The organism is Nocardioides sp., from assembly GCF_029937575.1.
Taxonomy (GTDB): domain Bacteria; phylum Actinomycetota; class Actinomycetes; order Propionibacteriales; family Nocardioidaceae; genus Nocardioides.
Genome location: NZ_JAPYPS010000011.1, coordinates 12,750 through 37,178, shown reverse-complemented (window position 1 = coordinate 37,178; position 24,429 = coordinate 12,750). Strand labels below are relative to the sequence as shown.

The 24,429-nt window shown below is 70.9% G+C and carries 22 protein-coding genes; 15 read left to right on the top strand and 7 right to left on the bottom strand.

Going from position 1 to position 24,429, the window contains the following annotated elements:
* Nucleotides 1-79: 79 nt before the first annotated feature.
* Nucleotides 80-1,249 carry a class I SAM-dependent methyltransferase gene (locus Q1K33_RS06280; protein WP_300401838.1) on the bottom strand — a complete coding sequence of 390 codons (1,170 nt, stop codon included), beginning with the start codon at nucleotides 1,247-1,249 and terminating at the stop codon, nucleotides 80-82.
* Nucleotides 1,250-1,465: 216 nt separating this feature from the next.
* Here Q1K33_RS06280 and groES point away from each other — a divergent pair, with 216 nt between their 5' ends.
* The 6 genes from groES (at nucleotide 1,466) to Q1K33_RS06250 (ending at nucleotide 6,630) form a co-directional block, all read left to right on the top strand.
* Nucleotides 1,466-1,762: a co-chaperone GroES gene (groES, locus tag Q1K33_RS06275; protein ID WP_300401900.1), complete on the top strand. Its 297-nt coding sequence runs from the start codon at nucleotides 1,466-1,468 to the stop codon at nucleotides 1,760-1,762.
* A 133-nt stretch (nucleotides 1,763-1,895) separates the two neighbouring features.
* Nucleotides 1,896-3,518 carry a chaperonin GroEL gene (groL, locus tag Q1K33_RS06270; protein WP_300401835.1) on the top strand — a complete coding sequence of 541 codons (1,623 nt, stop codon included), beginning with the start codon at nucleotides 1,896-1,898 and terminating at the stop codon, nucleotides 3,516-3,518.
* Nucleotides 3,519-3,620: 102 nt separating this feature from the next.
* The gene (locus Q1K33_RS06265; protein WP_300401833.1) at nucleotides 3,621-4,520 is read left to right on the top strand and encodes a sterol desaturase family protein; all 900 of its coding nucleotides are present in this window, start codon (nucleotides 3,621-3,623) and stop codon (nucleotides 4,518-4,520) included.
* Nucleotides 4,517-5,104: a hypothetical protein gene (locus tag Q1K33_RS06260; RefSeq protein ID WP_300401830.1), complete on the top strand. Its 588-nt coding sequence runs from the start codon at nucleotides 4,517-4,519 to the stop codon at nucleotides 5,102-5,104. The genes Q1K33_RS06265 and Q1K33_RS06260 overlap by 4 nt, the downstream gene beginning before the upstream one ends.
* Nucleotides 5,104-5,676, top strand: a complete 573-nt coding sequence (locus Q1K33_RS06255; protein ID WP_300401828.1) for a hypothetical protein — start codon at nucleotides 5,104-5,106, stop codon at nucleotides 5,674-5,676. Before Q1K33_RS06260 ends, Q1K33_RS06255 begins: the two co-directional genes overlap by 1 nt.
* A gap of 78 nt (nucleotides 5,677-5,754) precedes the next feature.
* Complete coding sequence (locus tag Q1K33_RS06250; RefSeq protein WP_300401826.1) at nucleotides 5,755-6,630, top strand: GNAT family N-acetyltransferase; 876 nt, start codon at nucleotides 5,755-5,757, stop codon at nucleotides 6,628-6,630.
* A 49-nt stretch (nucleotides 6,631-6,679) separates the two neighbouring features.
* On the opposite strand, the gene Q1K33_RS06245 is transcribed toward Q1K33_RS06250, so the two are convergent.
* Both Q1K33_RS06245 and zwf read right to left on the bottom strand, forming a co-directional pair.
* Nucleotides 6,680-8,503: a glycoside hydrolase family 15 protein gene (locus Q1K33_RS06245; protein WP_300401824.1), complete on the bottom strand. Its 1,824-nt coding sequence runs from the start codon at nucleotides 8,501-8,503 to the stop codon at nucleotides 6,680-6,682.
* Nucleotides 8,503-9,930 (bottom strand): glucose-6-phosphate dehydrogenase, encoded by a 1,428-nt coding sequence (gene zwf, locus Q1K33_RS06240; RefSeq protein ID WP_300401822.1) that lies wholly within the window; start codon nucleotides 9,928-9,930, stop codon nucleotides 8,503-8,505. The genes Q1K33_RS06245 and zwf overlap by 1 nt, the downstream gene beginning before the upstream one ends.
* A gap of 73 nt (nucleotides 9,931-10,003) precedes the next feature.
* On the opposite strand from zwf, the gene guaB reads away from it, so the two are divergent.
* Genes guaB through rnhA form a run of 3 tightly spaced genes read left to right on the top strand, consistent with a single transcriptional unit; the run spans nucleotide 10,004 to nucleotide 13,106 of the window.
* A complete protein-coding gene (gene guaB, locus Q1K33_RS06235) occupies nucleotides 10,004-11,506 on the top strand; it encodes an IMP dehydrogenase (protein WP_300401819.1) in 1,503 nt (500 codons plus the stop codon).
* A 29-nt stretch (nucleotides 11,507-11,535) separates the two neighbouring features.
* Nucleotides 11,536-12,642, top strand: a complete 1,107-nt coding sequence (locus tag Q1K33_RS06230) for a GuaB3 family IMP dehydrogenase-related protein (RefSeq protein ID WP_300401816.1) — start codon at nucleotides 11,536-11,538, stop codon at nucleotides 12,640-12,642.
* Nucleotides 12,643-12,647: 5 nt separating this feature from the next.
* Nucleotides 12,648-13,106, top strand: a complete 459-nt coding sequence (gene rnhA, locus Q1K33_RS06225; protein ID WP_363319646.1) for a ribonuclease HI — start codon at nucleotides 12,648-12,650, stop codon at nucleotides 13,104-13,106.
* 10 nt (nucleotides 13,107-13,116) lie between these two features.
* Here the strand turns inward: rnhA and Q1K33_RS06220 are convergent, their stop codons facing one another.
* Together Q1K33_RS06220 and Q1K33_RS06215 are read right to left on the bottom strand one after the other, a co-directional pair.
* Nucleotides 13,117-14,382, bottom strand: a complete 1,266-nt coding sequence (locus tag Q1K33_RS06220; RefSeq protein ID WP_300401812.1) for a CapA family protein — start codon at nucleotides 14,380-14,382, stop codon at nucleotides 13,117-13,119.
* 42 nt (nucleotides 14,383-14,424) lie between these two features.
* On the bottom strand, nucleotides 14,425-15,333 hold the full coding sequence (locus tag Q1K33_RS06215) for a nitronate monooxygenase (RefSeq protein WP_300401810.1): 909 nt from the start codon (nucleotides 15,331-15,333) through the stop codon (nucleotides 14,425-14,427).
* Nucleotides 15,334-15,374: 41 nt separating this feature from the next.
* On the opposite strand from Q1K33_RS06215, the gene Q1K33_RS06210 reads away from it, so the two are divergent.
* From Q1K33_RS06210 to Q1K33_RS06195, 4 genes are read left to right on the top strand one after another with little or no spacing between them, the layout of a single operon-like run.
* Entirely contained in the window at nucleotides 15,375-16,139 is a 765-nt protein-coding gene (locus tag Q1K33_RS06210) for a serine hydrolase (RefSeq protein WP_300401898.1), read from the top strand.
* On the top strand, nucleotides 16,136-17,263 hold the full coding sequence (locus tag Q1K33_RS06205; RefSeq protein WP_300401807.1) for a dipeptide epimerase: 1,128 nt from the start codon (nucleotides 16,136-16,138) through the stop codon (nucleotides 17,261-17,263). The genes Q1K33_RS06210 and Q1K33_RS06205 overlap by 4 nt, the downstream gene beginning before the upstream one ends.
* A complete protein-coding gene (locus Q1K33_RS06200) occupies nucleotides 17,260-17,841 on the top strand; it encodes a C40 family peptidase (protein WP_300401804.1) in 582 nt (193 codons plus the stop codon). The genes Q1K33_RS06205 and Q1K33_RS06200 overlap by 4 nt, the downstream gene beginning before the upstream one ends.
* A gap of 40 nt (nucleotides 17,842-17,881) precedes the next feature.
* The gene (locus Q1K33_RS06195) at nucleotides 17,882-19,606 is read left to right on the top strand and encodes a glycerol-3-phosphate dehydrogenase/oxidase (RefSeq protein ID WP_300401802.1); all 1,725 of its coding nucleotides are present in this window, start codon (nucleotides 17,882-17,884) and stop codon (nucleotides 19,604-19,606) included.
* A 107-nt stretch (nucleotides 19,607-19,713) separates the two neighbouring features.
* Here Q1K33_RS06195 and Q1K33_RS06190 read toward each other — a convergent pair whose 3' ends face one another.
* A complete protein-coding gene (locus Q1K33_RS06190) occupies nucleotides 19,714-21,390 on the bottom strand; it encodes an acyl-CoA dehydrogenase family protein (RefSeq protein ID WP_300401799.1) in 1,677 nt (558 codons plus the stop codon).
* Nucleotides 21,387-22,001: a TetR/AcrR family transcriptional regulator gene (locus tag Q1K33_RS06185; protein WP_300401797.1), complete on the bottom strand. Its 615-nt coding sequence runs from the start codon at nucleotides 21,999-22,001 to the stop codon at nucleotides 21,387-21,389. Before Q1K33_RS06185 ends, Q1K33_RS06190 begins: the two co-directional genes overlap by 4 nt.
* A 167-nt stretch (nucleotides 22,002-22,168) precedes the next feature.
* On the opposite strand from Q1K33_RS06185, the gene Q1K33_RS06180 reads away from it, so the two are divergent.
* Nucleotides 22,169-23,278, top strand: coding sequence for a phosphotransferase family protein (locus Q1K33_RS06180; protein WP_300401795.1), 1,110 nt, complete (start codon nucleotides 22,169-22,171; stop codon nucleotides 23,276-23,278).
* A 6-nt stretch (nucleotides 23,279-23,284) separates the two neighbouring features.
* Nucleotides 23,285-24,397, top strand: a complete 1,113-nt coding sequence (locus Q1K33_RS06175) for a hypothetical protein (RefSeq protein ID WP_300401793.1) — start codon at nucleotides 23,285-23,287, stop codon at nucleotides 24,395-24,397.
* The last annotated feature ends 32 nt before the right edge of the window (nucleotides 24,398-24,429 follow it).

The following is a 24,429-nucleotide window of genomic DNA, read 5'->3' as shown; positions in this document are numbered from 1 at the left end:
GTCTCACGCTAGTGGTCGGGACCGACGCTCTGGCAAGTCCTTTCTGTCGTCCGGTGGTCGTCGAGATGACTGTCGTCGGTCAGAACGGCTCGACCAGGAGGGCGATACCCCCACCCGCAGCCCGGGTGAGCACCAGCGTGGCCTCGTTGTCCCCGCGCAGCGCCAGCCGCTTGCGCAGCTGCTCGGGGACCACGTCGACGCCGCGCTTCTTGATGGTCAGCCTTCCGATGCCCCGCTCGCGCAGGGCCGCCTTGAGCTGCTTCTCTCGATAGGGGAGGGCCTCGACCACCCGGTAGCCGCGCGCGTACGGAGTGCGCAACGAGGCGTCGGAGGTGACGTAGGCGATGTGCTCGTCGACCAGGCCGCCCTGCACGCCGGCGGCGACCGCGGTGACGAGGCCGGCCCTGATCACCGCGCCGTCGGGCTCGTAGAGGAACTCCGCGGGCGGACGTACGCCGATCGCGGCCGCCCCGGGGTCGTCGTCCTCGGTGAGCGTCGCGAGACCGCCGTCGCCGATGACGGTGGCCCTGCGCGCCGTCGTGGCCAGGCGGCCGGACCACAGCGCCGCCTCCTTGACCTCGCCGCGGTCGCTGACCCACTCGGCCTCGACGCCCTCGGGCACCAGGTCGTGGGGGATGCCGGGAGCGACCTTGACGCAGGAGTCCCGGGCAAGCAGCCTCTCCACGAAGGGCCACGGTGGGGTCCAGTCCTCGACACGAAAGCTGCGACCCGCGCCCGTGCGCCGCGCGGGGTCGGCGAAGGCGACCTCGAACGGGGAGGTGTCGAGCGCGGTGACGTCGGCGACCATCACCGCGCCCGCCAGGCCGAGGGCGGCGAGGTTGGCCTCGGCCACGGCCACCCGGACCGGGTCGAGGTCGACCCCGGCGCAGGTGATGCCCGCGCGAGCACTCGCCAGCAGGTCACCCCCGATGCCGCACCCGAGGTCGACCAGCGTGGCGGTGCCGAACGCCTGCAGCCGTCCCGCGCGATGGGTGGCCACGCGCGCACGCGTGGCCTGCTCGAGCCCGTCGGGGGTGAAGAACATCCGAGCGGCGTCGGAGCCGAACTTCGCGGCGCCGCGTGCGCGCAGCTCCACCTGGGTCAGCGCTGCCGCGACCCGCTCGGGCGACGCCGTACGACGCAGCTCGGCCTGGATCGCGAGCTCGGGGCCTCCCGCGAGGTCGGTGGCTCGGGCGAGCAGGGCGGCGCCGTCGTCGGTCAGCAGCCACCGGAACGCATCGAGGTCCATCAGGCGATCCTGCCAGGACGAACCCCCCTCTGGCACTCGCCGGGCGTGAGTGCTAGTTTCGGTGCTGGCACTCTCCCCGTGAGTGTGCCAGTGCAAGCCACGAGGTGCGACCCCCGCGACGGCGTACCTCACCGCTTGCCCCAACGTGGGGCGGACGCCCGTCCGCCCGTCATTCCGCAGAGACGCTGATTCACACGGAAAGTGGAGGTCGACATCGTGTCGGTCAACATCAAGCCCCTCGAGGACCGCATCGTCGTCAAGCAGCTCGACGCCGAGCAGACCACGGCTTCTGGCCTGGTCATCCCGGACACCGCCAAGGAGAAGCCCCAGGAGGGCGAGGTCGTGGCGATCGGCCCCGGCCGCTTCAACGAGGACGGCGACGGCCGCGTCCCGATGGACGTCGCCGTCGGCGACAAGGTCATCTACAGCAAGTACGGCGGCACCGAGGTCAAGTACGCCGGCGAGGAGTTCCTCATCCTCTCCGCGCGCGACGTGCTCGCCGTGGTCGGCTGATCTTCCCTCAGCCGCGTCACAGCACCGGGTCGTGTGCCTGAGCGCGACCGATCGGTCGTCCTCGGGCACACGGCCCGAGCTCGTTTTCCCGTGCCTTTCACCGCAACAGCAGTAGAAGAAGGAGTCACACCAGATGCCCAAGATTTTGGAGTTCGACGAGAACGCCCGCCGCGCCCTCGAGCGCGGCGTGGACGCTCTCGCCAACGCCGTCAAGGTGACGCTCGGCCCCAAGGGTCGCTACGTCGTGCTGGACAAGAAGTGGGGCGCGCCGACCATCACCAACGACGGTGTCACCGTCGCGCGTGAGATCGAGCTCGACGACCCGTTCGAGAACCTCGGCGCCCAGCTGACCAAGGAGGTCGCCACCAAGACGAACGACGTCGCCGGTGACGGCACCACCACCGCCACCGTGCTCGCCCAGGCGATGGTCCACGAGGGCCTGCGCGCCGTGGCCGCCGGTGCCAACCCGATGGGTCTCAAGCGCGGCATGGACGCGGCCTCGGCCGCGGTCGGCGAGGCCCTGGCCACCGCCGCCCGCGACGTCGAGTCCGTCGAGGACATGACCGCGGTCGCGACCATCTCGAGCCGCGACAAGCACATCGGCGAGCTGCTCGCCGAGGCCTTCGACAAGGTCGGCAAGGACGGCGTGATCACCGTCGAGGAGTCCAACACCATGGGCACCGAGCTGGAGTTCACCGAGGGCATGCAGTTCGACAAGGGCTACCTGTCGCAGTACTTCGTGACCGACCCCGAGCGCATGGAGGCCGTCCTCGACGACCCCTACATCCTCCTGCACCAGGGCAAGATCTCCGCGATCGCCGACCTGCTGCCGCTGCTGGAGAAGGTCATCCAGGCGGGCAAGCCGCTCTTCATCCTCGCCGAGGACGTCGACGGCGAGGCGCTCTCGACCCTGGTGGTCAACAAGATCCGCGGGACCTTCAACGCCGTGGCCGTCAAGAGCCCCGCGTTCGGCGACCGTCGCAAGGCGATGATGCAGGACATCGCGACCCTGACCGGTGGTCAGGTCATCGCGCCCGAGGTCGGCCTCAAGCTCGACCAGGTCGGCCTCGAGGTGCTCGGCACCGCGCGTCGTGTCGTGATCACCAAGGACAACACCACGATCGTCGACGGCGCCGGTGACACGGCCGAGGTCGAGGGCCGCGTCAACCAGATCAAGGCCGAGATCGAGAACTCCGACTCCGACTGGGACCGCGAGAAGCTGCAGGAGCGCCTGGCCAAGCTGGCCGGCGGAGTCTGCGTGGTCAAGGTCGGCGCCGCCACCGAGGTGGAGCTGAAGGAGAAGAAGCACCGCATCGAGGACGCCGTCTCGGCGACTCGTGCGGCCATCGAGGAGGGCATCGTCGCCGGCGGCGGCTCGGCGCTCATCCACGCCGTTTCCGCGCTCGACGGCGACCTGGGCCTGACCGGCGACGAGGCGACGGGCGTGCGCATCGTGCGCAAGTCGGCCGACGAGCCCCTGCGCTGGATCGCCGAGAACGGCGGCGTCAACGGCTACGTCGTCACCACGAAGGTCCGCGAGCTCGGCGTCGGCCACGGCTACAACGCCGCGACCGAGGAGTACGGCGACCTGGTCGCCGCCGGTGTCATCGACCCGGTCAAGGTCACCCGGTCCGCCCTGGTCAACGCCACCTCGATCGCGGCCATGCTGCTGACGACCGAGACGCTGATCGTGGAGAAGCCCGAGGACGAGGACGAGGCCGGCGACGCCGGTCACGGCCACGGTCACGGCCACTGATCGCCGCCTGACCCCCGCACCACCGCTGACCCGTCACACATGTGTGACGGGTCAGCGTCGTTTTCGGCGTCATCGGGAGCCTGGTCGTGACAGGGTGGTGCCGTGCACGACCTGCAGGAGATCCTCGACCCCCTCAAGAACCCGATCACCTACGCGGTGCCGTTCTTCGTCCTGACGATCCTGGTCGAGCTCGCCGCCCTGCGCTGGCTCGACAACGACGAGCCCGCGGGTCAGGGCGGGCCCACCGCGGTGGCGCTGCGCGGCTACGAGGCACGCGACTCGCGGGCCAGCCTCCTGATGGGTGCCGGCTCCCTGGTCAGCACGACGATCTTCAAGATCGGCTCCTTCTTCGTCTTCACCGCGGCCTTCGTCTTCCTCGCACCGTGGGAGCTGCCGACCGACACCTGGTGGTACTGGCTGCTGCTGATCGTCACGCTCGACCTGCTCTTCTACGCCAACCACCGGTTCGTGCACCGCGTCAACGTCGGCTGGGCAGCCCACCAGGCCCACCACTCGAGTGAGTACATGAACTTCACCACCGCGCTGCGACAGAAGTGGAACCCCTGGTTCGAGCTGATCTTCTTCCTGCCGCTGCCGTTGCTCGGGTTCTCGCCGTGGACGATCTACGTGGCGTTCGCGTTCAACCTGATCTACCAGTTCGCGGTCCACACCGAGGTCGTCGACAAGCTGTGGGCGCCGATCGAGCTGGTCTTCAACACCCCGTCGCACCACCGGGTCCACCACGGCTCCGACCCCGAGTACCTCGACAGCAACTACGCCGGCATCTTCATCGTCTGGGACCGGCTCTTCGGGACCTTCGTCGCCGAGCGGCACCGGCCGACGTACGGCCTGACCACGCCGGTGGGGACCTACGACGTCGTGACCCTGCAGTTCGGCCACTACGCCCGGCTGTGGCAGGACGTGCGTGGTGCGTCGTCGAACCGGGAGCGGCTGGCGCTGCTCTTCGGCCCACCCGGCCGGACGGGGCCTCGGATCTCATGAGCGCCGAGGGTGGGGCGAGAGAGTCGATCGAGCTGTCGATCGGGCAGGGCCGCACTCCGTGGCGCTTCTGGGTGCTCCCGGGAGTGCTGGGGGTGCTGCTCGTGGCGCTGGTGGCCACGTCCGTGGTCCTGCTGCTGGATCGACGCGAGCCCCTGCCGGAGGAGATCGCCGTGCAGCCGGCCGACATCGGATCGGGCTCGCTCGGCGACGGCGCCGCACAGCAGGCCGTGGCGCGAGCACGCCTCGCGGCCCGCACGTACTTCACGATCGACTTCACCAGCGTCGAGGCCGACATGGACCGGCTGCGGGACCTCGGTACGCCGGACTTCGTCGAGGAGTACGACGAGACCGCGGCCGCGCTCGCGCGTCGGGTGAGGGGGCAGAGGCTGCGGCTGAGTGCGGCCCTCCCGGACAACGGCGTGGCGACCGAGTACCTCTCCCAGAACGTCGCCCAGCTGCTGGTGTCGGTCGACGTGACGACCCAGCGTGGTGAGCAACGCAGCACCGGTGCCTACCGCACCCGCGTCGTCCTGCAGTGGGTCGAGGACGAGTGGCTGGTCGCTGCCGTGGACGAGGTGGCCTGATGGCGTCGCTGCGTCCCCGGCTCGCGCCCCGCAACGTCGTACCGGTGCTGACGATCCTGGTCCTGATCGGCTCCGCACTCAGTCTGGCCCTGGCGCTCACCCGACCAGACCCCCGACCTCCGGCCGACCTTCCGGGTGCCGACGGCGGCGTGGGGACCTACCAGGCTGCCGACCTGGAGGGGCCCGGCGGGCCGGCGGTGGCGGCGGCGGTGGAGCTGTTGCCGGTCGCGCTGAGCTATGACTTCCGCGACCTGCCCGGCGGCCTCGACGACGCGACCGCCGTCATGACACCGACCTTCGCGGAGGCGTTCACCGCGTCGTTCAACTCCTCCGCCCGACCGCTCGCCAGGCGTCAACGCGCCATCGCGCAGGCTCAGGTGCGCGGTGCCGGGCTGGTGCGGGTGATCGACTCGCAGACGGTCCTGGCCCTGGCGTACGTCGATCAGGTGCTGGTGCAGAGCCGCACGCTCGCACGGTCGGACCCACCGCAGGTCCTCACCCGCAACCGGGTGCTCGTCCGGCTTGCCCGGGTCGACGGGGAGTGGTTGGTCGCCAACATCAGCCCGATCTGACCAGGTGTTCGCGGCCGGAAACCGGCGAGACTTGATCGGGCAACGTCAACGGAGGAACCTCGGCACATGCTGTGGAGAGTGCGCACCACCCTGCCCGACCGGCCCGGGTCCCTCGCCGTGCTCGCCGACGAGTGTGGGCGAGCCGGGGTCAACATCCTGGGGCTCCAGGTCTTCCCCGGCGGCGGGCAGGTCACCGACGAGCTGGTCCTCAGCACGCCCGACGACTGGGACGACGAGCGACTCGCCGCGCTGCTCGGCAGGGCGGGCGGCGAGAACGTCAACGCCCAGCGGTGCACCGAGGAGGCGCTGTCGGACCAGCCGACCCGCTACGTGCAGGCCGCCCGGGCGGTGCTGGCCCAGCCGGCGTCCTTCCCGGACGTGGTGGCGCACCTGTTCGACGCCGACATCGCACCCGCCTCGGACGTGCACGACGTGATGGAGATGTCGGTCGCCGACGTGCTGGTGCAGATTCGTCGCGTGGCCCCCTTCACCGCGACCGAGCACGCGCGCGGCGCCGCGATGGCAGAGCTGGTCAGCGACGTCCTCGGACGCGAGCGGCCGGCCTTCTCGCCGTCGGGCGGCCGACGGATGGGCAGCGGCGCCACGCCGACGTACGCCGTGCGCGGCTCGAGGGTGGTCGCGATGGCCGACGGCACGACCGTCGGCCTGGCCGTCGTCCATCCGCCCGAGGACGAGAACGACGTGGTCCGCGCGATCGACATCGACGTCGACGCCGCCTGGCAGCGCCGCGGCATCGGCACCCGACTCCTGGGCGACTCCGCGCGCCTGGCTCGGCGACTCGGCGCCGAGGAGGTCATCCTGACGACCGCGCACGACAACCGGGCCGTGCTGCCGATGGTGCTCGCGGCCGGGATGCGTGGCCGGATCCGGATGGCCGGCGAGACGCTGACCGTGCGGATCGCGGTGCGGGAGCTGAAGCCGCTCGCGGAGTAGGAGGAGTCTCCGACGACGTGGGGAGACTTCCCCCACCCTGGATCCCGGCTCACCCGAGCTCACGGTCGAGGTTCATCGCCGCACTGATCAGGCTCAGGTGGGTGAAGGCCTGCGGGAAGTTGCCCAGCTGCTCGCCGGTCAGACCCACCTGCTCGGCGTAGAGGCCCAGGTGGTTGGCGTAGGTGAACATCTTCTCCAGCGCCAGGCGGGCGTCGTCGAGCCGACCGGCGCGGGTGAGCGCCTCGACGTACCAGAACGAGCAGAGCGAGAAGGTGCCCTCGGGTCCGTCGAGGCCGTCGGTCGTGCGCCCGAGGTCGTAGCGGAAGACCAGGCTGTCGGAGACCAGCCGCTCCTCGATCACGGCGAGCGTCGAGAGGAAGCGCGGGTCGTCGGGCGCCACGAACTTCACCAACGGCATCAGCAGGACGCCGGCATCGACGCTGTCACTGCCCTCGGCGTCCATGAACGCGCCGACGTCGGGATCCCAGCTGTGCTCCATGATGCGGGTGTAGATCTCGTCGCGGACCTGGCCCCACCGGCTCAGGTCGCCCGGCAGGCCGCGCTGACGGGCGGTGCGCATCATCCGCTCGATCGCGACCCAGCACATCAGCCGCGACGTCGTGTGGGCGCGGAAGTCGTCGCGGATCTCCCACATGCCGGCGTCGTCGCGCTGCCAGTTGTCCATCAACCACTCGACGACCGCGGTCAGGTCGCTCCACGCATCGTGCGAGAGGCCGGGACCGTACTTGTTGAAGAGGTAGACCGAGTCGATCAGCTCGCCGTAGATGTCCAGCTGCAGCTGGTCGACGGCCGCGTTGCCGACCCGCACCGGACGGGAGTCGAGGTAGCCACGCAGGTGGTCGAGCTCGTACTCCGCGTCGGGGACCTTGCCGTCGATGTCGTAGAGCACGCGCAAGGGTCCGAGGTCGGAGCCGTCGTCGCTCTCGGTCCGCTCGCCGAGGCGACGCGAGAGCCAGGCCATGAAGGAGGCCGCCTCGTCGGTGAAGCCCAGTCGCAGCAGGGCGTAGAGGCTGAACGCGGCGTCGCGGATCCAGACGAAGCGGTAGTCCCAGTTGCGTCCGCCGCCGATCTCCTCCGGGAGGCTCGTCGTGGGGGCGGCGATGATCGCCCCGGTGGGCTCGTGGGTCAGGAGCTTGAGGGTGATCGCCGAGCGGTCCACCATCTCGCGCCAGCGGCCGGTGTACGTCGACTGGCTCAGCCACGAGCGCCAGTAGGCAGCGGTGCGCTCGAACAGGTCGCCGACATCGGCGTCGCTGGGCACCTCGTCGTCCTCGAGGACGTGGAGTGCGAAGCGGGCCTCCTCGCCGGCCCTGAGCTGCACCTCGGCCCGCACCGTCGCGTCGGAGGTGTCGAGGGGATGGGTGGCGGTCAGTCCCAGGCGCAGGTCCGCGCCGGTGATCGTCACGAACCCGTCACCGGCCTCGACGTCGGGCACACAGCGTCCGTAGTCGGGCCGGGCCCGCAGCTCGGTGCGCACCGTGACCGCCCCGCGCACGCAGGTCACCCGACGCACGATGCGCTGGCGGTGGTGCGGCTCGTGGGCGGCGACGACCGGCATGAAGTCGTGGACCTCGGCGACGCCCTCCTCGGTGAGGAAGCGGGTGACCAGGATCGCGGAGTCGGGGAAGTAGAACTGCGCGGTACGAGTGGCTCCGTCGATCACCTGCATGGTCCAGGAGCCGGCGTCGGGGTCCAGCACGGAGCCGAACACGCTCGGCCGGTCGAAGCGCCCCGCGCAGAACCAGTCGATGGTGGCGTCGTCGTCGACCAGGGCGCAGGTGCGCAGGTCGCCGATGATGCCGTGGTCCGAGATCGGCTGGTACTCGGACTCGTCGTCGGGGCGGCGGTGCATCAGGCGTCGCCGCCGAGCCGCCACCCGTGGGCGACCAGGTCGACCGCGGCCTGCGGCCCCCACGATCCCTGTTCGTAGGGCAGCACCTCGGGCGGGTCGTCCAGCAGCGGCTGGATGACCTGCCACAGGCGGTCGACCTCGTCGGAGCGGGTGAAGAAGGTTCGCTCCCCGTTGAGCACGTCGAGCAGGAGTCGTTCGTAGGCCTCCAGCGGCTCGCCGTCGGGCACGTCGTCGCCGAGGTCGAGGCGGAAGCTGGCACCCGTGAGGTCCATGGTCGGACCGGGGAGCTTGGCGCGGACGTCGATCGTGATCCTCGGGTCGTCGGTCAGCTCGAGGACCAGCTCGTTGGCCAGCGGCTCCGCGCCCCTGAGCACGGTCGTGTGCGGGGTGCGGAAGCGCAGCGTGATGGTGCGACGTGAGGCCGCCAGGGCCTTGCCGGTGCGCAGGTAGAACGGCACGTCGCGCCAGCGGTCGTTGTCGATGAAGACCTCCATGGCCACGAAGGTCTCGACCTCGGAGTCGTCGGCGACGTCCTCCTCGTCGCGGTAGCCGTCGTACTGCCCGAAGACGACGCGGCCGTGGTCCAGCGGACGGATCGCCTCGAACAACGTGGCCTTGGCGTCGCGCACGCACTTCTCGTCGAGGTTGTCGGGGTCCTCGAAGGCGACGAACCCGAGCAGCTGGCACAGGTGCGTCGAGACCATGTCGCGCAGGCACCCGGTCGACTCGTAGAAGCTGCCGCGACCCTCCATCGCGAGGGTCTCGGGGACGTCGATCTGGACCGACTCGATGCTGGTGGCGTTCCAGGCGGGCTCGAAGAGACCGTTGGCGAAGCGCAGGGCCAGGATGTTCTGCACCGCCTCCTTCCCCAGGAAGTGGTCGATTCGATAGACCTGGTCCTCGTCGACGACGTCCTTGATCGCCGCGTCCAGCTCGCGCGAGGACTCCAGGTCGAGGCCGAACGGCTTCTCGATGACCATCCGGGCCCGGTCGGTGAGGCTCTCGCGGTCGAGCATCGCGATCATCGGCTGCATCGCGGCCGGCGGCAGCGAGAGATACAGCAGGCGCCGTACGTCGGAGGTGTCGGCGCCCTCGTGGTCGAAGGCCTCCTCGGCCTCGCGGACCTTGGCGGCCAGGTCGGCCCCGTCGTCGGCGTCGGCCGTCTGGAAGGAGATCCGGCCCAGGAAGTCGTCGACCGCGTCGCTGTCCAGCTCGTCGCCGACGGTGTCGTCGAGGCCGTCACGCACCTGCTGGCGGAACTCGTCGTCAGTGCCGGGGGAGTGACGGCCGCTGCCGATGATCACGTAGTCGTGGGGGAGCCGGCCGGCCTCGGCGAGACGGTAGAGCCCGGGGAACAGCTTGCGGGCGGCCAGGTCGCCGGTGGCGCCGAAGAGGACGAGGACATGGGCGGGAAGAGACTCGGTCACCCCCCCAGCCTGTCGGACGGACCAAGGACGGGCCACACCCGAGCGGCCCAAGCCCGGCAGTAGACTCACCCCTGTGGAGGTCCCCGAGAAGTTCGCCGCCCTTGGTCTCACCTACGACGACGTGCTGCTGCTGCCCGGTCACAGCGACCTGGCGCCGGACGAGATCGACACGAGCTCGCGGCTGACCCGCGAGATCACGCTCAAGGTGCCGCTGATCAGCGCGGCGATGGACACCGTCACCGAGTCGCGGATGGCGATCGCGATGGCCCGCGAGGGCGGCATCGGCGTGCTGCACCGCAACCTGTCGATCGAGGACCAGGCCTACCAGGTCGACCTCGTCAAGCGGACCCAGACGGGCATCATCTCCAACCCCGTCACGATCACCCCGGACAGGACCCTCGAGGACCTCGACCGGATCTGCGGGGAGTACCGCGTCTCCGGCCTCCCGGTCGTCGACACCGACAACCTGCTCATCGGCATCATCACCAACCGCGACCTGCGCTTCACCCCGGTCGCGCAGTGGCCGACCACCAAGGTCGACGAGGTGATGACCCCGATGCCGCTGATCACCGGCCCGATCGGCATCTCCCGCGACGAGGCGACCACGCTGCTGCGCAAGCACAAGCGCGAGCGGCTCCCGCTGGTCGATGCCGACGGTCGACTGGGCGGACTGATCACGGTCAAGGACTTCGTGAAGTCCGAGCAGTTCCCGCTCGCCTCCAACGACGCCCACGGCCGCCTGATGGTCGGCGCCGCGATCGGCTACTTCGGCGACGCCTGGCAGCGCGCGACCACCCTCATCGACGCGGGCGTCGACGTGCTCGTCGCCGACACCGCCCACGGCAACGTGCGGATGCTGCTGGAGATGGTCCAGCGGCTCAAGTCCGACCCGGCGACCAAGCAGGTCCAGGTGATCGGCGGCAACGTGGCCACCCGTGAGGGGGCCCAGGCGTTCGTCGACGCCGGCGCCGACGCGGTCAAGGTCGGGGTCGGACCCGGCTCCATCTGCACGACGCGCGTGGTGACCGGAGTGGGCGTTCCCCAGATCACCGCGGTCTACGAGGCGTCCCTGGCCTGCAAGCCGGCCGGCGTGCCCGTCATCGCCGACGGCGGCATGAAGCACTCCGGCGAGATCGCCAAGGCCATCGTCGCCGGCGCCGACTCCGTCATGCTCGGGTCGCTGCTCGCCGGCTGCGAGGAGTCGCCCGGGGACCTCGTCTTCGTCAACGGCAAGCAGTACAAGGCCTACCGCGGCATGGGCTCGCTCGGCGCGATGTCGAGCCGCAGCAAGAAGTCCTACTCCAAGGATCGCTACTTCCAGGCCGAGGTCGTCAGCGACGACCAACTGGTGCCCGAGGGCATCGAGGGCCAGGTCGCCTACCGCGGCACCCTCTCCGCCGTGGCTCACCAGCTGGTCGGCGGCCTCAACCAGTCGATGTTCTACACCGGCTCGCGCACCGTGCCCGAGCTGCAGCACAAGGGCCGGTTCGTGAGGATCACCTCCGCCTCGCTCGCCGAGAGCCACCCCCACGGCGTACAGATGACGGTCGAGGCGCCCAACTACTCGGGTCGCTGACCGGTGAGCCGCGCAGATAGGGTGCGCGCGTGACCGAGATCCAGATTGGCCAGGCCAAGCGCGCCCGGCGCGCCTACTCCTTCGACGACATCGCGATCGTGCCCTCCCGGCGCACGCGCGACCCGGAGGAGGTCAGCATCGACTGGCAGATCGACGCCTACCGGTTCTCGCTGCCCGTGCTGGCTGCGCCGATGGACTCGGTCATGTCGCCGGCCACCGCGATCGCGCTGGGCGGCTTCGGGGGCCTCGGGGTGCTCAACCTCGAGGGACTCTGGACGCGGTACGACGACCCGAGCGACCTCCTCGCCGAGGTGGCCGGTCTGCAGGGCATCGAGGCGACGGTGCGGATGCAGGAGATCTACACCGAGCCGATCAAGCCCGACCTGATCACCGAGCGTCTGCGCGAGATGCGCGCGGCCGGCGTGACCGTGGCGGGGTCGCTCTCCCCGCAGCGCACCCAGGAGTTCGCCAAGGCTGTGGTCGACGGCGGTGTCGACATGTTCGTCATCCGCGGCACCACGGTCTCGGCCGAGCACGTCTCCTCGCAGGCCGAGCCGCTCAACCTGAAGGAGTTCATCTACGAGCTCGACGTGCCCGTGATCGTCGGCGGCTGCGCGACCCACCAGGCGGCACTGCACCTGATGCGTACCGGCGCTGCCGGCGTGCTGGTGGGTTTCGGCGGCGGCGCCGCCCACACCACCCGTACCGTCCTGGGGGTCGCGGTCCCGATGGCGAGTGCCATCGCCGACGTCGCGGCCGCGCGACGCGACTACCTCGACGAGTCGGGCGGTCGCTACGTCCACGTCATCGCCGACGGCTCGATCGGCAAGTCCGGCGACCTGGCCAAGGCGATCGCCTGCGGCGCCGACGCGGTGATGGTGGGCTCGCCCTTCGCGCGCGCGACCGACTCTCCCGGCCGCGGCTTCCACTGGGGCGCCGAGGCCCACCACGCCGACCTTCCGCGCGGTCAGCGGGTGCAGTTCGAGCAGGTCGGCAGTCTGGAGGAGATCCTCTTCGGGCCTTCGCGCGTCGCCGACGGCACGATGAACCTCATCGGTGCCCTGCGTCGTTCGATGGCGACGACCGGCTACACCGACCTCAAGGAGTTCCAGCGCGTCGAGGTCGTCGTCGAGTGAGCGAGCTGGACGTCGTCACCATCCACACCGACGGCGCCTGCATCCCCAACCCGGGCCCCGGGGGCTGGGGAGCCCTGCTTCGTCAAGGCAGCCACGAGCTCGAGCTGTGCGGTGGTGAGGCGGGAGCAACCACCAACAACCGGATGGAGCTGATGGCTCCGATCCAGGCGTTGACGGTGCTCAAGCGGCGTGTCCGCGTCGAGCTCTACACCGACAGCACCTACGTGCGCAGCGGCATCACCCAGTGGGTGGTCGGCTGGGAGCGCAACGGTTGGCAGACCAAGGCCAAGCAACCGGTGAAGAACGTCGACCTCTGGAAGCAGCTCAAGGCCGCCGTCGAGCACCACGACGTGCACTGGCACTGGGTCAAGGGTCACGCCGGCGACGCGGGCAACGAGCGGGCGGACCGGCTGGCCGCCCGCGGCCTCGAGGAGGCCGTCGCGGCGGCACGCGTGTCGGGCTAGCTCCCCCCGGCTACCGCTCCCGCAGCATCGGTCGGCGCCCGAGCCCGTGCACGGCGGCACGTACCGACGCCCGTACGGCGAGCAGGTGCGCGCGGTCCCCGACGCCGTCGCGGAGGTCGTGCACCACTCGTCGTACCCGGATCGGACCGGGGGCGCCGAAGACGTTCCAGGTCAGCGGCACGTACGCGACCTCGCGGACGCCGAAGGTCCCGTCCGTTCGCTCCCGGAAGGCGAAGCGGACCGCGATCCCCGCATAGGTGTCGGGGCGACTCGTCTCCTGCTGCGCCACCAGGTTGCCCATGCCGTAGACCACCCACGTGCCGTTGACCTTGGTGATCGGCTGGACGACGTGAGCGTGCTCGCCGAGGACGAGGTCGACGTCGTCGGAGCGGGTGAGCTCGTCGACCAGCGCGACCTGGTCGGCACTGGGGAGGTGGTCGTACTCGTTGCCGCCGTGCAGGTGGACGACCACGATGTCGGCGCCGGCCTCGCGTGCGCGCCGGGCCTGGTGGAGCAGGTTCTCGGCGTCCCACAACGACACGCTCCAGGGTCGTCCCTGAGGAAGGGGGAATCCGTTGAGCCCGTAGGTGCCCGCCACGACGCCGATCCGCACCCCGCCGTCGGTGGTCAGGATCACCGGTCGGCGTCGGTCGCGCTTGCTGGTGAAGGTCCCGATCGGGGCAACGCCGTTGTCCGACAGGAGGTCCGCAGTGTGCTTCAACCCCTCCCAGCCCTGGTCGACGGAGTGGTTGGAGGCCGTCGTGCACCCGTCGAAGCCCATGCTCGCGATCCACGGCGCCACCGCCGGGGGCGCGGCGAAGACCGGGTAGCTCTGCAGCGGTTCGCCGGGGAGTGCGAAGGGCACCTCCTCGTGGCACAGTGCCACGTCTGCGAGTCGGAGGAGCGGCCTGACCGCGGAGAACATCGGGTCGAAGTCGAACCCGTCGCGCCCGTTGCCCGTGACGGCGTGGTCGGCGGCCGCCGACCGCCACACGGTGTTGTGCCACAGCAGGTCGCCGGCCATCACCAGCGTTGCCCGACGGGGAGGAGCAGTGGGTGGCGGCGGGGCGGGCGGCGGGGTCGCCGGGGGCGTCGGTGGCGGGGGAGCTGCGGAGGGCGTCGGCGTGACCAGGACCGGGGAGGTCGGGGCCGTCGCCGCGGCGGACGCGGTCGGATCCACGCCGTCGTGCGGGACGAGAGCGTCCACCAGCGTCAATGCCACCGTGACGAGCACGACGAAGGCCACCAGCGTCCGTCGGCGGCGGGTAGGGGTCATACGGGGGAGACGCGCCGAGTCGCGCATCGGTTGCCCCGAGTCTCAGCCCAGGCGGCTGTGCCCGCCCTCGAGAGCAGCCTGCACGCCGTCCCACATCCCGCGGACGACGTCCGCGACCGGCAGGACGTCATCGATCCGGGCCGAGACCTGGCCGGTGTTGGCGACGCTGGCCTCCATGTCGCCCTCGAAGTAGAGGTCGGTGATCCTCCCCAGCAGCTTGGCGTCGCCGGCCGCGGCACCCGCGCCGAGCTCGTTGCGCAGGACCCGCATCGTCGGGTTGCCCGGGACGCTCAGCATCGTCGTGCCGTCGTCGCCTGCGGCCACGATGGCGTCCTTGAAGTTCTGGTGGACGCCGGACTCGACGGTGGCCAGCATCCGGGTGCCCATCTGCACGCCCTCGGCGCCGAGGACGAACGCCGCGGCCATCGTGGCGGCGTCGCAGATGCCTCCGGCGGAGATGATCGGAAGGTCGACCTGCGAGGCGACGAGGGGCAGCAGCACCATCGTCGAGGGGCTGAGCGCGCCCTTGAAGCCGCCGCCCTCGACCCCCTCGACCACGAGGCCGTCGACCCCGGCCGCGGCCGCCTTGTGGGCTCCGCGCAGGTTGCCGACGACGTGGAAGACGGTGATGCCGGCGTCCTTGAGGCGCTCGGTGAACAACCCCGGGTCACCGGCCGACGTGGCGACGTAGGACACCCCGGCGTCGACGAGGACGTCGACGATCGACGGGTCGTGCTTCCAACCCTGGATCATCAGGTTGGCGCCCACCGGCTTGTCGGTGAGGTCGCGCACGCGCTTAAGGTCGGCCTGCCCCTCCGGGGTCAGGGTCTCGATGATGCCCATCCCGCCCGCTTCGGAGACAGCCGCGGCCAGCTCCGCGCGGGCGATGTAGGTCATCGGGGCCTGGACGATCGGGATCTCGACCCCGAGGAGCTGCTGCACGCGGTTCATCACCCAGGAGTACCACGTGGCAGGGTTGCGGCGTGGCAGAGATGGACCTCGTGGCGGTGTGGCTCGGCGCCCTCGACGGCACGACGTGGTGGGAGCAGGACGCCGACGAGCCGGCGTACTCCGCCAGCCTGATGAAGCTGCCGATCGCCACCGCCGCGCAGCGGCGCCACGAGCGCGGGGAGATCGACCTCGACGCCGAGGTGCTGGTGCACGACGACTTCGACTCGGTCGTGGCCGGCCGACGCTACGTCCTCGACCGTGATGACGACCAGGACGACGCGACCTGGGACGAGGCGGCCACGCAGGACAGTCGTACGACGCTGCGGGAGCTGCGTCGGCGCGCGCTGGTGATGTCGGGCAACCTCGCGACCAACCTGCTCCTCGAGGCGGTCGGGATCGACGAGGTCACCTCCGTGCTGTCCGAGGCCGGGTGCAGCGATCGGACGCAGGTCGTGCGGGGCATCGACGACTCACCGGCGCAGCGGGCCGGCATCTCCAACGTCGTCACCGCCCGCGACCTGGGCGGGCTGCTGGCCCACACACCGTCGGCGGTGGAGGAGATCCTGCTCGACCAGCACTATCGCGACGCGATCCCCGCGGGGCTTCCGGCGGGCACCACGATCGCCAACAAGACCGGCTGGATCGACGACCACACCCACGACATGGCGATCGTGCGACCGTCGGCCGGGCAGGGCGGCCAGCCGTTCGCGCTCGTGGTGCTCACCCGCCTCGCCGGGGTCTCGTACGACGACGGCAACCGGCGGATCGCCGACCTCGCCGCCCAGGCATGGGAGCGACGCCGATGACGGCGGCTACGGGCGGAGGCGCGCCGCGCATCGCGCACGTCGAGACGAGCCTGCTCAGCCTGCCGCTGCACACCCCGTTCGTGACCGCGCTGCGCCGCACGACCACGATCGAGACCGTGCTCGTGCGACTCACCGACTCGGACGGCTGCACGGGCTGGGGCGAGGCACCCCAGGTCTGGCAGGTGACCGGCGACTCGCTCGCCGGATCGCGGGCCTGTCTCGACGGTCCCCTCGCGGACGCGCTCGTGGCAGCCCCGGCCGATCCGGTCGAGACCGCGCCCATCATCCAGCGGGCGGTGGTGGGCAACCGGTCGGCCAAGATGGCCGCCGACGTCGCCCTGCACGACCTGGCGGCGCGCCGGGCCGGCGTGCCCCTCGCCGTGCACCTGGCCCGCCTGGCCGGCAGACCTGAGGGCGCCGGCACCGCGACGCGCGTGCGCACCGACGTGACCCTCGCTGCCGGTGACGCCGAGGGACTGGCGGACGCAGCGCGGGCGCGGGTCGCCGACGGGTTCAGCACCCTCAAGCTCAAGGTCGGCACCGACGCCGCCACCGACGTGGCGCGGGTGCGGGCGGTGCGCGACGCCGTCGGGCCGGAGGTCGGCCTGCGCCTGGACGCCAACCAGGGTTGGGACGCGTTCGCGGCCATCGCGGCGATCCGTGCCCTCGAGGACGCCGGCGTCGGCGTCGAGGTCGTCGAGCAGCCGGTGCCGGCCGGCGACGTCCTCGGACTGGCGCACGTGACGGCCAGCGTCGAGACGCCGATCATGGCCGACGAGTCGCTCTTCACCCTCGAGGACCTCGTGGAGATCATCCGCTGCGACGCGGCGGACCTGGTCAACGTCAAGCTCGCCAAGTGCGGCGGACTCACGCCGGCCCTCGAGCTGCTCGGCGTCGCCCAGCGCCACGGCTTCGGCACGTTCGTGGGATCGATGATGGAGTCCCACGTCGGCATCGGGGCTGCCGCCTCCTTGGTGGCGGCCGTCGGTGTGACGAGCCTGCCCGACCTCGACGCCGCGTGGTGGGCGAGCGGGTCGCCGTACGACGGCGGGGTCACCTACGACCGGGACGAGATCTGCCTGCCCGCCCGACCGGGGCTGGGCATCGAAGGAGTGACGTCATGAGAGCAACGCGCCTGACCGCGGTCCGCGCGACTCCGGGACCTGAGGGGGAGCAGGTGACCCAGCTGCTCGCTGGCGACCGGGTCGAGATCCACCAGGCCCAGGGGGCCTGGGCGCGGGTGACCGTGCCGGACCAGCCGTCGTCCAAGGACCCCAGCGGCTATCCCGGCTGGGTGGTGCTGGCCGACCTCGCCCACGACGAGGAGAGCGTCGTCGAGATCGCCCGCGGCTACCTCGGCACGCCGTACGTCTGGGGCGGATTGACCACCGACGGCATCGACTGCTCCGGGCTGACCCACGCGGCCTTCCGTGCCGTCGGCATCAGCACCCCGCGCGACGCCTGCGACCAGGCCGAGGCCTGCCGGCCGGTCGAGCTCGGCAGCGAGCGACCGGGCGACCTGTGGTTCTTCGCCAGGGGCGGCCCGGGCACCCGGATCACCCACGTCGGCTTCGTGACCGCGCCCGACACGATGCTGCACGCGCCCGACTCCGGCCCGCGGCGCTACGTCGTGGAGGAGACGCTGCCACCGGAACGGATCGCGACCCTGGTCGCGGCGGGACGGTTCGGGGCCCCGGAGTGACGCAACGCGACCGTCACACCCCTTTGCAAGACTGGGCCGCATGAACCACAGCGCGCTCAGCCCCCAGGCCCGCGACAAGGCGATCGCCACGATGTCCGGCCTCGAGGGCGAGGGCGAGCTCGACGTCCTCGTCGTCGGTGGCGGCGTCGTCGGCGCGGGCGTCGCCCTGGACGCTGTCACCCGCGGCCTCAACACGGGCCTGCTGGAGCAGCGCGACTTCGCCAGCGGCACGTCGTCGCGCTCGTCCAAGCTCATCCACGGGGGGCTGCGCTACCTCGAGATGCTCGACTTCGGTCTCGTCCGCGAGGCCCTGCAGGAGCGCGGGCTCCTGCTCACCCGGCTCGCGCCGCACCTCGTCACTCCGGTGCCGTTCCTCTACCCGCTGACGCACCGGTTCTGGGAGCGCCCCTACGTCGGCGCCGGTCTGGTGCTGTATGACGGCATGGCGATGGCCGGCAAGTACGACATGGGCGTGCCCAAGCACCGCCACCTCTTCCGCCGCCAGGTCGCCCGGATCGCGCCCGACTTCAAGACCGAGGCGATCGCCGGAGCGATCCGCTACTACGACTGCCAGGTCGACGACGCCCGGCTGGTGACGGCCACCGCGCGCACCGCCGCCGAGTACGGCGCCCACCTCGCCACGCGGGTCAAGGTGACCGGCTTCCTGCGCGAGGGAGAGCGCGTCGTCGGCGTCACCGCCCGCGACCTCGAGCACGGCACCGACTTCGAGGTGCGTGCGCGCGTCGTCATCAACGCGGCCGGAGTGTGGACCGACGAGATCCAGGAGATGGTGGGCGGCCGCGGGGCCCTGCACGTGCAGGCGTCCAAGGGCGTGCACATCGTGGTGCCGCGCGACCGGATCCGCTCCGAGGCGGGCTTCATCGTGCGCACCGAGAAGTCGGTGCTCTTCGTCATCCCGTGGGGACGGCACTGGATCATCGGCACGACCGACACGAAGTGGGACCTCGACAAGGCCCACCCGGCGGCCAGTCGCGCCGACATCGACTACATCCTCGACCACGTCAACACGATCCTGCGCGAGCCGCTGGACCACGAGGACGTCGAAGGTGTGTACGCCGGCCTGCGGCCGCTGTTGTCGGGGGAGTCGGAGCCCACCTCGCGGATCTCGCGCGAGCACACGGTCGTCACGCCCGTCTCCGGCCTGGTGATGATCGCGGGTGGCAAGTACACGACCTACCGGGTGATGGCCAAGGACGCCGTCGACGCGGCGGCCCACTCGCTGAAGACGACCACCAACATCACGATCCGCGACTCGATCACCGACCGGGTGCCCCTCGCGGGCGCCGAAGGGTACGAGACCCGCTCCAACCAGCGGGTCCTGCTCGCCCGCCGTTCGGGCCTGCACGTCGCGCGGATCGACCATCTCCTCGGCAGGTACGGCGGCCTGGTCGACGACCTGCTCGCCCTCATCGGCGAGCGGCGCGTGCTGGGGCTCCCGCTCGAGGGCGCCGAGGACTACCTCGCCGCCGAGGTCGTCTACGCGGTCACCCACGAGGGCGCCCGCCACCTCGACGACGTGCTCACCCGCCGCACTCGCATCTCGATCGAGACCTTCGACCGCGGTGTCGCGGCCGCCCCGGCCGTAGCCAGGCTGATGGCCGCCGAGCTCGACTGGACCCCCGAACGGGTGGCCGAGGAGGTCGACCACTACCTGCGGCGCGTCGAGGCCGAGCGGCAGAGCCAGCTCAAGCTCACCGACCAGGAGGCCGACGAGGCCCGGGTCAAGGTGCGCGACATCGTGTAGGAGCGTTGGTGCGGTGTCCCGTTCACCGGCTGGCCGGTGAACGGGTCACTTGGACGATGTCCGGACATCGTCCAAGTGCATGATTCACCGGTCGGCCGGTGAACGGCTCAGCGCGAACAGCCCGGGAGGTCACCTCGTGCCTCGGTGACCTCCGGCGACTCGACGAACGCCCGCTCCAGGATCGGGTCGAGGTCGAGCCCCTTGGGCATCGTGCCGAAGGCTCCGCCCCAGTCACGCGCCAGTCGCGTCGCGCAGAACGCGTCGGCCACGGCCGAGGGCGCGTGCTGGACGAGCAGGGAGCCCTGCAGCACGAGGGCGAGCTGCTCGACCAGACGTCGACCCCGCAGCTCGATCTCGTCGATGTCGGAGAGCTCCTTCTTGACCACTGCGAGGGCGTCGTCCAGGCGGTGGTCGGCGCCGGCCGCGACCTCGACCTCGGTGAAGAAGCGGTCCAGCGACTCCGGCTCGCGTCCGATGGCGCGCAGCGCGTCGAGCGCCGCGACGTTGCCCGAGCCCTCCCAGATCGAGAGCAGCGGCAGCTCGCGGTAGATCCGCGGCATCCCCGAGTCCTCGACGTAGCCGTTGCCGCCGAGACACTCCATCGCCTCGCCGGCGACCGACGGGCCGCGCTTGCAGACCCAGTACTTCGTCACGGCCAGCGCCAGGCGGCGGAACGACGCCTCGTCGCTGTCGCCGCGCACGGCGCGGTCGGTGGCGCCCGCGAGGCGCATCGCGACGGTGGTGGCCGCCTCGGACTCGACGACCAGGTCGGCGAGCACGTTGCGCATCAGCGGCTGGTCGATCAGCGCCTTGCCGAAGGCGTGCCGGTGCCGTGCGTGGTGGGTCGCCTGGACGACGGCGGCGCGCATGCCCGAGGCGGTGCCGAGGGTGCAGTCGAGCCGGGTCATGTTGACCATCTCGACGATGGTGCGCACCCCGCGCCCCTCCTCTCCGACCCGCCACGCGACCGCGCCGTCGTACTCGATCTCGGAGGAGGCGTTGGACTTGTTGCCCAGCTTGTCCTTGAGCCGCATCAGGTGCATCGGGTTGCGCTCGCCGTCGGGCAGGATGCGGGGCACCAGGAAGCACGTCACGCCGGCATCGGTCTGGGCCAGCGCCAGGAAGAGGTCCGACATCGGAGCCGACGTGAACCACTTGTGCCCGGTCAGCCGATAGCTGCCGTCGGCCTGCTCCACCGCCTGCGTGGTGTTGGCCCGTACGTCGGAGCCGCCCTGCTTCTCGGTCATCGACATGCCGGCGATCAGGCCCCGCTTGGTGGAGGGGACCCGCAGGCCGGGGTCGTAGGTGGTCGAGGTGAGCAACGGCTCGTACGTCGCGGCCAGGTCGGCGTTGGCCCGCAGGGCAGGCACCACGGCGTACGTCATCGAGATCGGGCACCCGTGCCCGGCGTCGACGTTCCAGACCATGAACTTCGCTGCCCGCGCGACGTGGGCACCGGGGCGGTCGTCTGCCCAGGGTGCGGCGTGCAGCCCGTGGCCGACCGCGGTCTCCATCAGGCGGTGGTAGGTCGGGGTGTACTCGACCTCGTCGATCCGGTGACCGAAGCGGTCGTGCGTGGTCAGCACCGGGGGAGTGCGCTCGGCCAGGCGCCCCCAGTCCTGTGCCTGCGCGGTGCCGGCCAGGCGCCCGAGCTCGCCGATCTCGTCGAGGGCCCAGCCCGCGCCCTCGCGCTCGACCGCGGCACGCAAGCCCGGGTCGGCCGACGTGTCGTGTCCGACCAGAGGCGGGGCCTGGTTGGTGACCTCGTGGGTGTGTGCGGTCATGAGGACGCTCCTAGGGATCGGGTGATGAAGGCGGTCAGCTCGGGTACGACGTGGGGCTCCGCGCTGCCGTGGTGCAGGGGGACGACCAAGGCCTGCGCCATCGCCCCCACGGCTGCGGCGGCGCTCACGCGAGGGTCCTGGCCGGGCAGCTCTCCGCTCGCGAGGCCGTCGTCGACGAGGCCGGCGAACAGGTCGGTCCAGGCGGCGCGGTAGGCGAGACGCTCGGCCTCGACGCGGGGATCGACCGGCTCGGCGATCAGTGCGTAGGCGAGCCGCGGTGAGGCGAGGGCGCGATGGGCGAACGTCTCCACTGCCCGGCTCAGCCGCTGGGCGACGGTCCCGGGCAGGGCCGAGGCTGCGGCGACGGCGTCGACCTCGCGCTGGGTCGAGGTGCGGAAGACCTCGGCGAAGAGGGCGCCCTTGTCGGGGAAGTGGCGGTAGACGCTGCCGGTCGCCACCTCGGCGGCACCGGCGACGAGGGCGATCGAGCAGCCGGCGTAGCCGTGCTCGGCGACGAGGTCGTGCGCGGCCGAGACGATGCGGATCCGGGTGGCGTCGAGCCGCTCCTGGACGGCGGCGGTGCGTCGGTAGGCCACGCAAGTAGTGAACACCGATTCATTCTTTGATGCAAGGCCGCAAGTTTCTCGCTGGAGAGTGCTCCTGGCCGTTGACAACTAGAACGTGTTCCAACAATGCTGACGCACGTCAACTTATGACTCACGTCACACACCCGGGGAGGGACCCGTTGACCCAGGCGCCGCCACCGACGGACCTGAAGATGCAGCGGTCGAGCAGGGACGCGGCCACCGTGCCCGGCCTGCTCGCCGACTGGCTCGCCGGGCTGCTGCCGTCCGGAGCCGAGCCCGAGGTCGTGCTCCACTCCGGGATCGACACCAACGGGATGAGCTCGGAGACGCTGATCCTCGACGCCACCTGGACCGAGGGCGGCAGCCGCGACACCCACGAGTACGTCGCTCGCGTGGCGCCCGCCGCCCAGGACTTCCCGGTCTTCGAGGCCTACGCCCTGGAGGACCAGTACGAGGCGATGCGCCTGGTCGGCAGCCTGACCGACGTCCCGGTGCCGCCGGTGAGCTTCATGGAGCCGACCGGCTCGGTGCTCGGCACGCCGTTCTTCCTGATGGACCGGGTCGCCGGCCTGATCCCTCAGGACGTGCTGCCCTACAACTTCGGTGACAACTGGCTGCACGACGCCAGCGCGGCCGACCAGCGCCGCCTGCAGGACAACACCGTCGCCACGATCGCAGCCCTGCATGCGATCCCGGACGCGGCGACGACGTTCGCCTTCCTCGATCCCGACCGCCCGGGCGCGACCCCGCTGGCTCGCAACCTGGCCCGCACGCGCGCCTGGTACGACTACGCCGTCGCCGACATCGGCCGCTCGCCCACCGCGGAGCGGGGCCTGGCCTGGCTCGAGGAGCACCTGGTCGAGGCCGAGGCGCAGACCAACGGCGAGACGGTGCTGTGCTGGGGTGACTCCCGGATCGGCAACACGATCTACGAGGACTTCACCCCCGTGGCCGTGCTCGACTGGGAGATGGCCGCGATCGGTCCCCGCGAGCTGGACCTGTCCTGGCTGGTCTTCGCGCACCGGGTCTTCGAGTCGATCACCGGGATGATGCAGATGCCCGGCATGCCGCACTTCCTGCGCGAGGAGGACGTGCTGGCGACGTACGAGGAGGTCACCGGCGTCGCGCTCGGCGACCTCACGTGGTTCCACGTCTACAACGCCGTGCAGTGGTGCATCGTCTTCATGCGCACCGGCGCGCGGCAGATCCACTTCGGCGAGATCGAGCGACCCGACGACCTCGAGTCGCTCATGCACCACAAGGGACTCATGGAGTCCATCCTCGAGCGGGCGGGAGCCTGAGACAGCATGGTCACCGGACTGGACGAGTACCCGATCCACCAGGCGCCGCTGCCGGTCACCTGGGCGGCCTCGAGCGACCGCAACTTCTACGACCGCTCCTACTTCAACGCCCACGACCGCACCGGCGACGTCTTCGCGATCTTCGGCCACGGCTACTACCCCAACCTCGGCACCAAGGACGCCTTCTTCCTGGTCCGCCGCGGCGACGAGCAGACCGCCGTCCACCTCTCGGACGCGATCGACGACGACCGGCTCCACCAGCGCATCGGCAACTACCGCTGCGAGGTGATCGAGCCCCTCAAGCGGCTGCGAGTCGTCCTCGAGGAGACCGAGGGCATCACCGCCGACCTGACGTGGGAGGGCTCCTTCGACGCGCTGCAGGAGATGCCACACGTCATGCGGGCAGGCTCCAGGGTCACCCTGGACGCCCAGCGCTTCGCCCAGGTGGGCACGTGGAGCGGCTCGTTCGCCATCGACGGCACGGAGCACGTCGTGACACCGGACGTCTGGCTCGGGAGCCGCGATCGCTCGTGGGGCATCCGCCCCGTCGGTGAGGCGATCCCGGCCGGGGCGCCGCTGGTGCCGGAGTTCGAGGGCATGTGGTGGACCTACGTCCCGATGCGCTTCGACGACTACATGATCTGCCTGATCATCCAGGAGGAGCCCGACGGCCGCCGGGCGCTCAACGACTGCCACCGAGTCTGGAAGGACGGCCGCGTCGAGCAGCTCGGCTGGCCACACGTGGCGATTCGCTACGCCTCCGGCACTCGGATGCCGACCGGCGCGACGATCACCTGCACCACCCCCGACGGCAAGCCCCTCGAGATCGAGGTCGAGTCCAAGCTCGCCGTACCGCTCCATGTCGGCGGCGGGTACGGCGGCGACTCCGACTGGAGCCACGGCGTCTGGAAGGGACCGGACTTCACCGAGCGCCTCACCTACGACCTGACCGACCCGGAGGTCGCCGGTCGCGTGATGTTCGGCGTGATCGACCACGTCGGACGCGCGGTGTGCTCCGACGGCGGCCAGGAGCAGGAGGGCTGGGGGCTCTTCGAGCACGGCGCCCTCGGCCGGCACGACCCCAGCGGGTTCGCCGACTGGTTCACCCTCGCCCCCTGACCCGCCCGGCGGTGGTCGAGGTGCGAGCGAAG

Bases quoted from the DNA above. Each gene is read 5' to 3' on its own strand.
- Q1K33_RS06205 (WP_300401807.1), top strand. From the start codon at position 16,136: ATGACGGCGGCTACGGGCGGAGGCGCGCCGCGCATCGCGCACGTCGAG.
- Q1K33_RS06190 (WP_300401799.1), bottom strand. From the start codon at position 21,390: ATGACCGCACACACCCACGAGGTCACCAACCAGGCCCCGCCTCTGGTC.
- Q1K33_RS06260 (WP_300401830.1), top strand. From the start codon at position 4,517: ATGAGCGCCGAGGGTGGGGCGAGAGAGTCGATCGAGCTGTCGATCGGG.
- Q1K33_RS06215 (WP_300401810.1), bottom strand. From the start codon at position 15,333: ATGAACCGCGTGCAGCAGCTCCTCGGGGTCGAGATCCCGATCGTCCAG.
- Q1K33_RS06200 (WP_300401804.1), top strand. From the start codon at position 17,260: ATGAGAGCAACGCGCCTGACCGCGGTCCGCGCGACTCCGGGACCTGAG.
- groL (WP_300401835.1), top strand. From the start codon at position 1,896: ATGCCCAAGATTTTGGAGTTCGACGAGAACGCCCGCCGCGCCCTCGAG.
- Q1K33_RS06175 (WP_300401793.1), top strand. From the start codon at position 23,285: ATGGTCACCGGACTGGACGAGTACCCGATCCACCAGGCGCCGCTGCCG.
- Q1K33_RS06255 (WP_300401828.1), top strand. From the start codon at position 5,104: ATGGCGTCGCTGCGTCCCCGGCTCGCGCCCCGCAACGTCGTACCGGTG.
- Q1K33_RS06180 (WP_300401795.1), top strand. From the start codon at position 22,169: ATGCAGCGGTCGAGCAGGGACGCGGCCACCGTGCCCGGCCTGCTCGCC.
- Q1K33_RS06220 (WP_300401812.1), bottom strand. From the start codon at position 14,382: ATGACCCCTACCCGCCGCCGACGGACGCTGGTGGCCTTCGTCGTGCTC.
- Q1K33_RS06280 (WP_300401838.1), bottom strand. From the start codon at position 1,249: ATGGACCTCGATGCGTTCCGGTGGCTGCTGACCGACGACGGCGCCGCC.
- Q1K33_RS06210 (WP_300401898.1), top strand. From the start codon at position 15,375: ATGGACCTCGTGGCGGTGTGGCTCGGCGCCCTCGACGGCACGACGTGG.
- Q1K33_RS06195 (WP_300401802.1), top strand. From the start codon at position 17,882: ATGAACCACAGCGCGCTCAGCCCCCAGGCCCGCGACAAGGCGATCGCC.
- Q1K33_RS06245 (WP_300401824.1), bottom strand. From the start codon at position 8,503: ATGCACCGCCGCCCCGACGACGAGTCCGAGTACCAGCCGATCTCGGAC.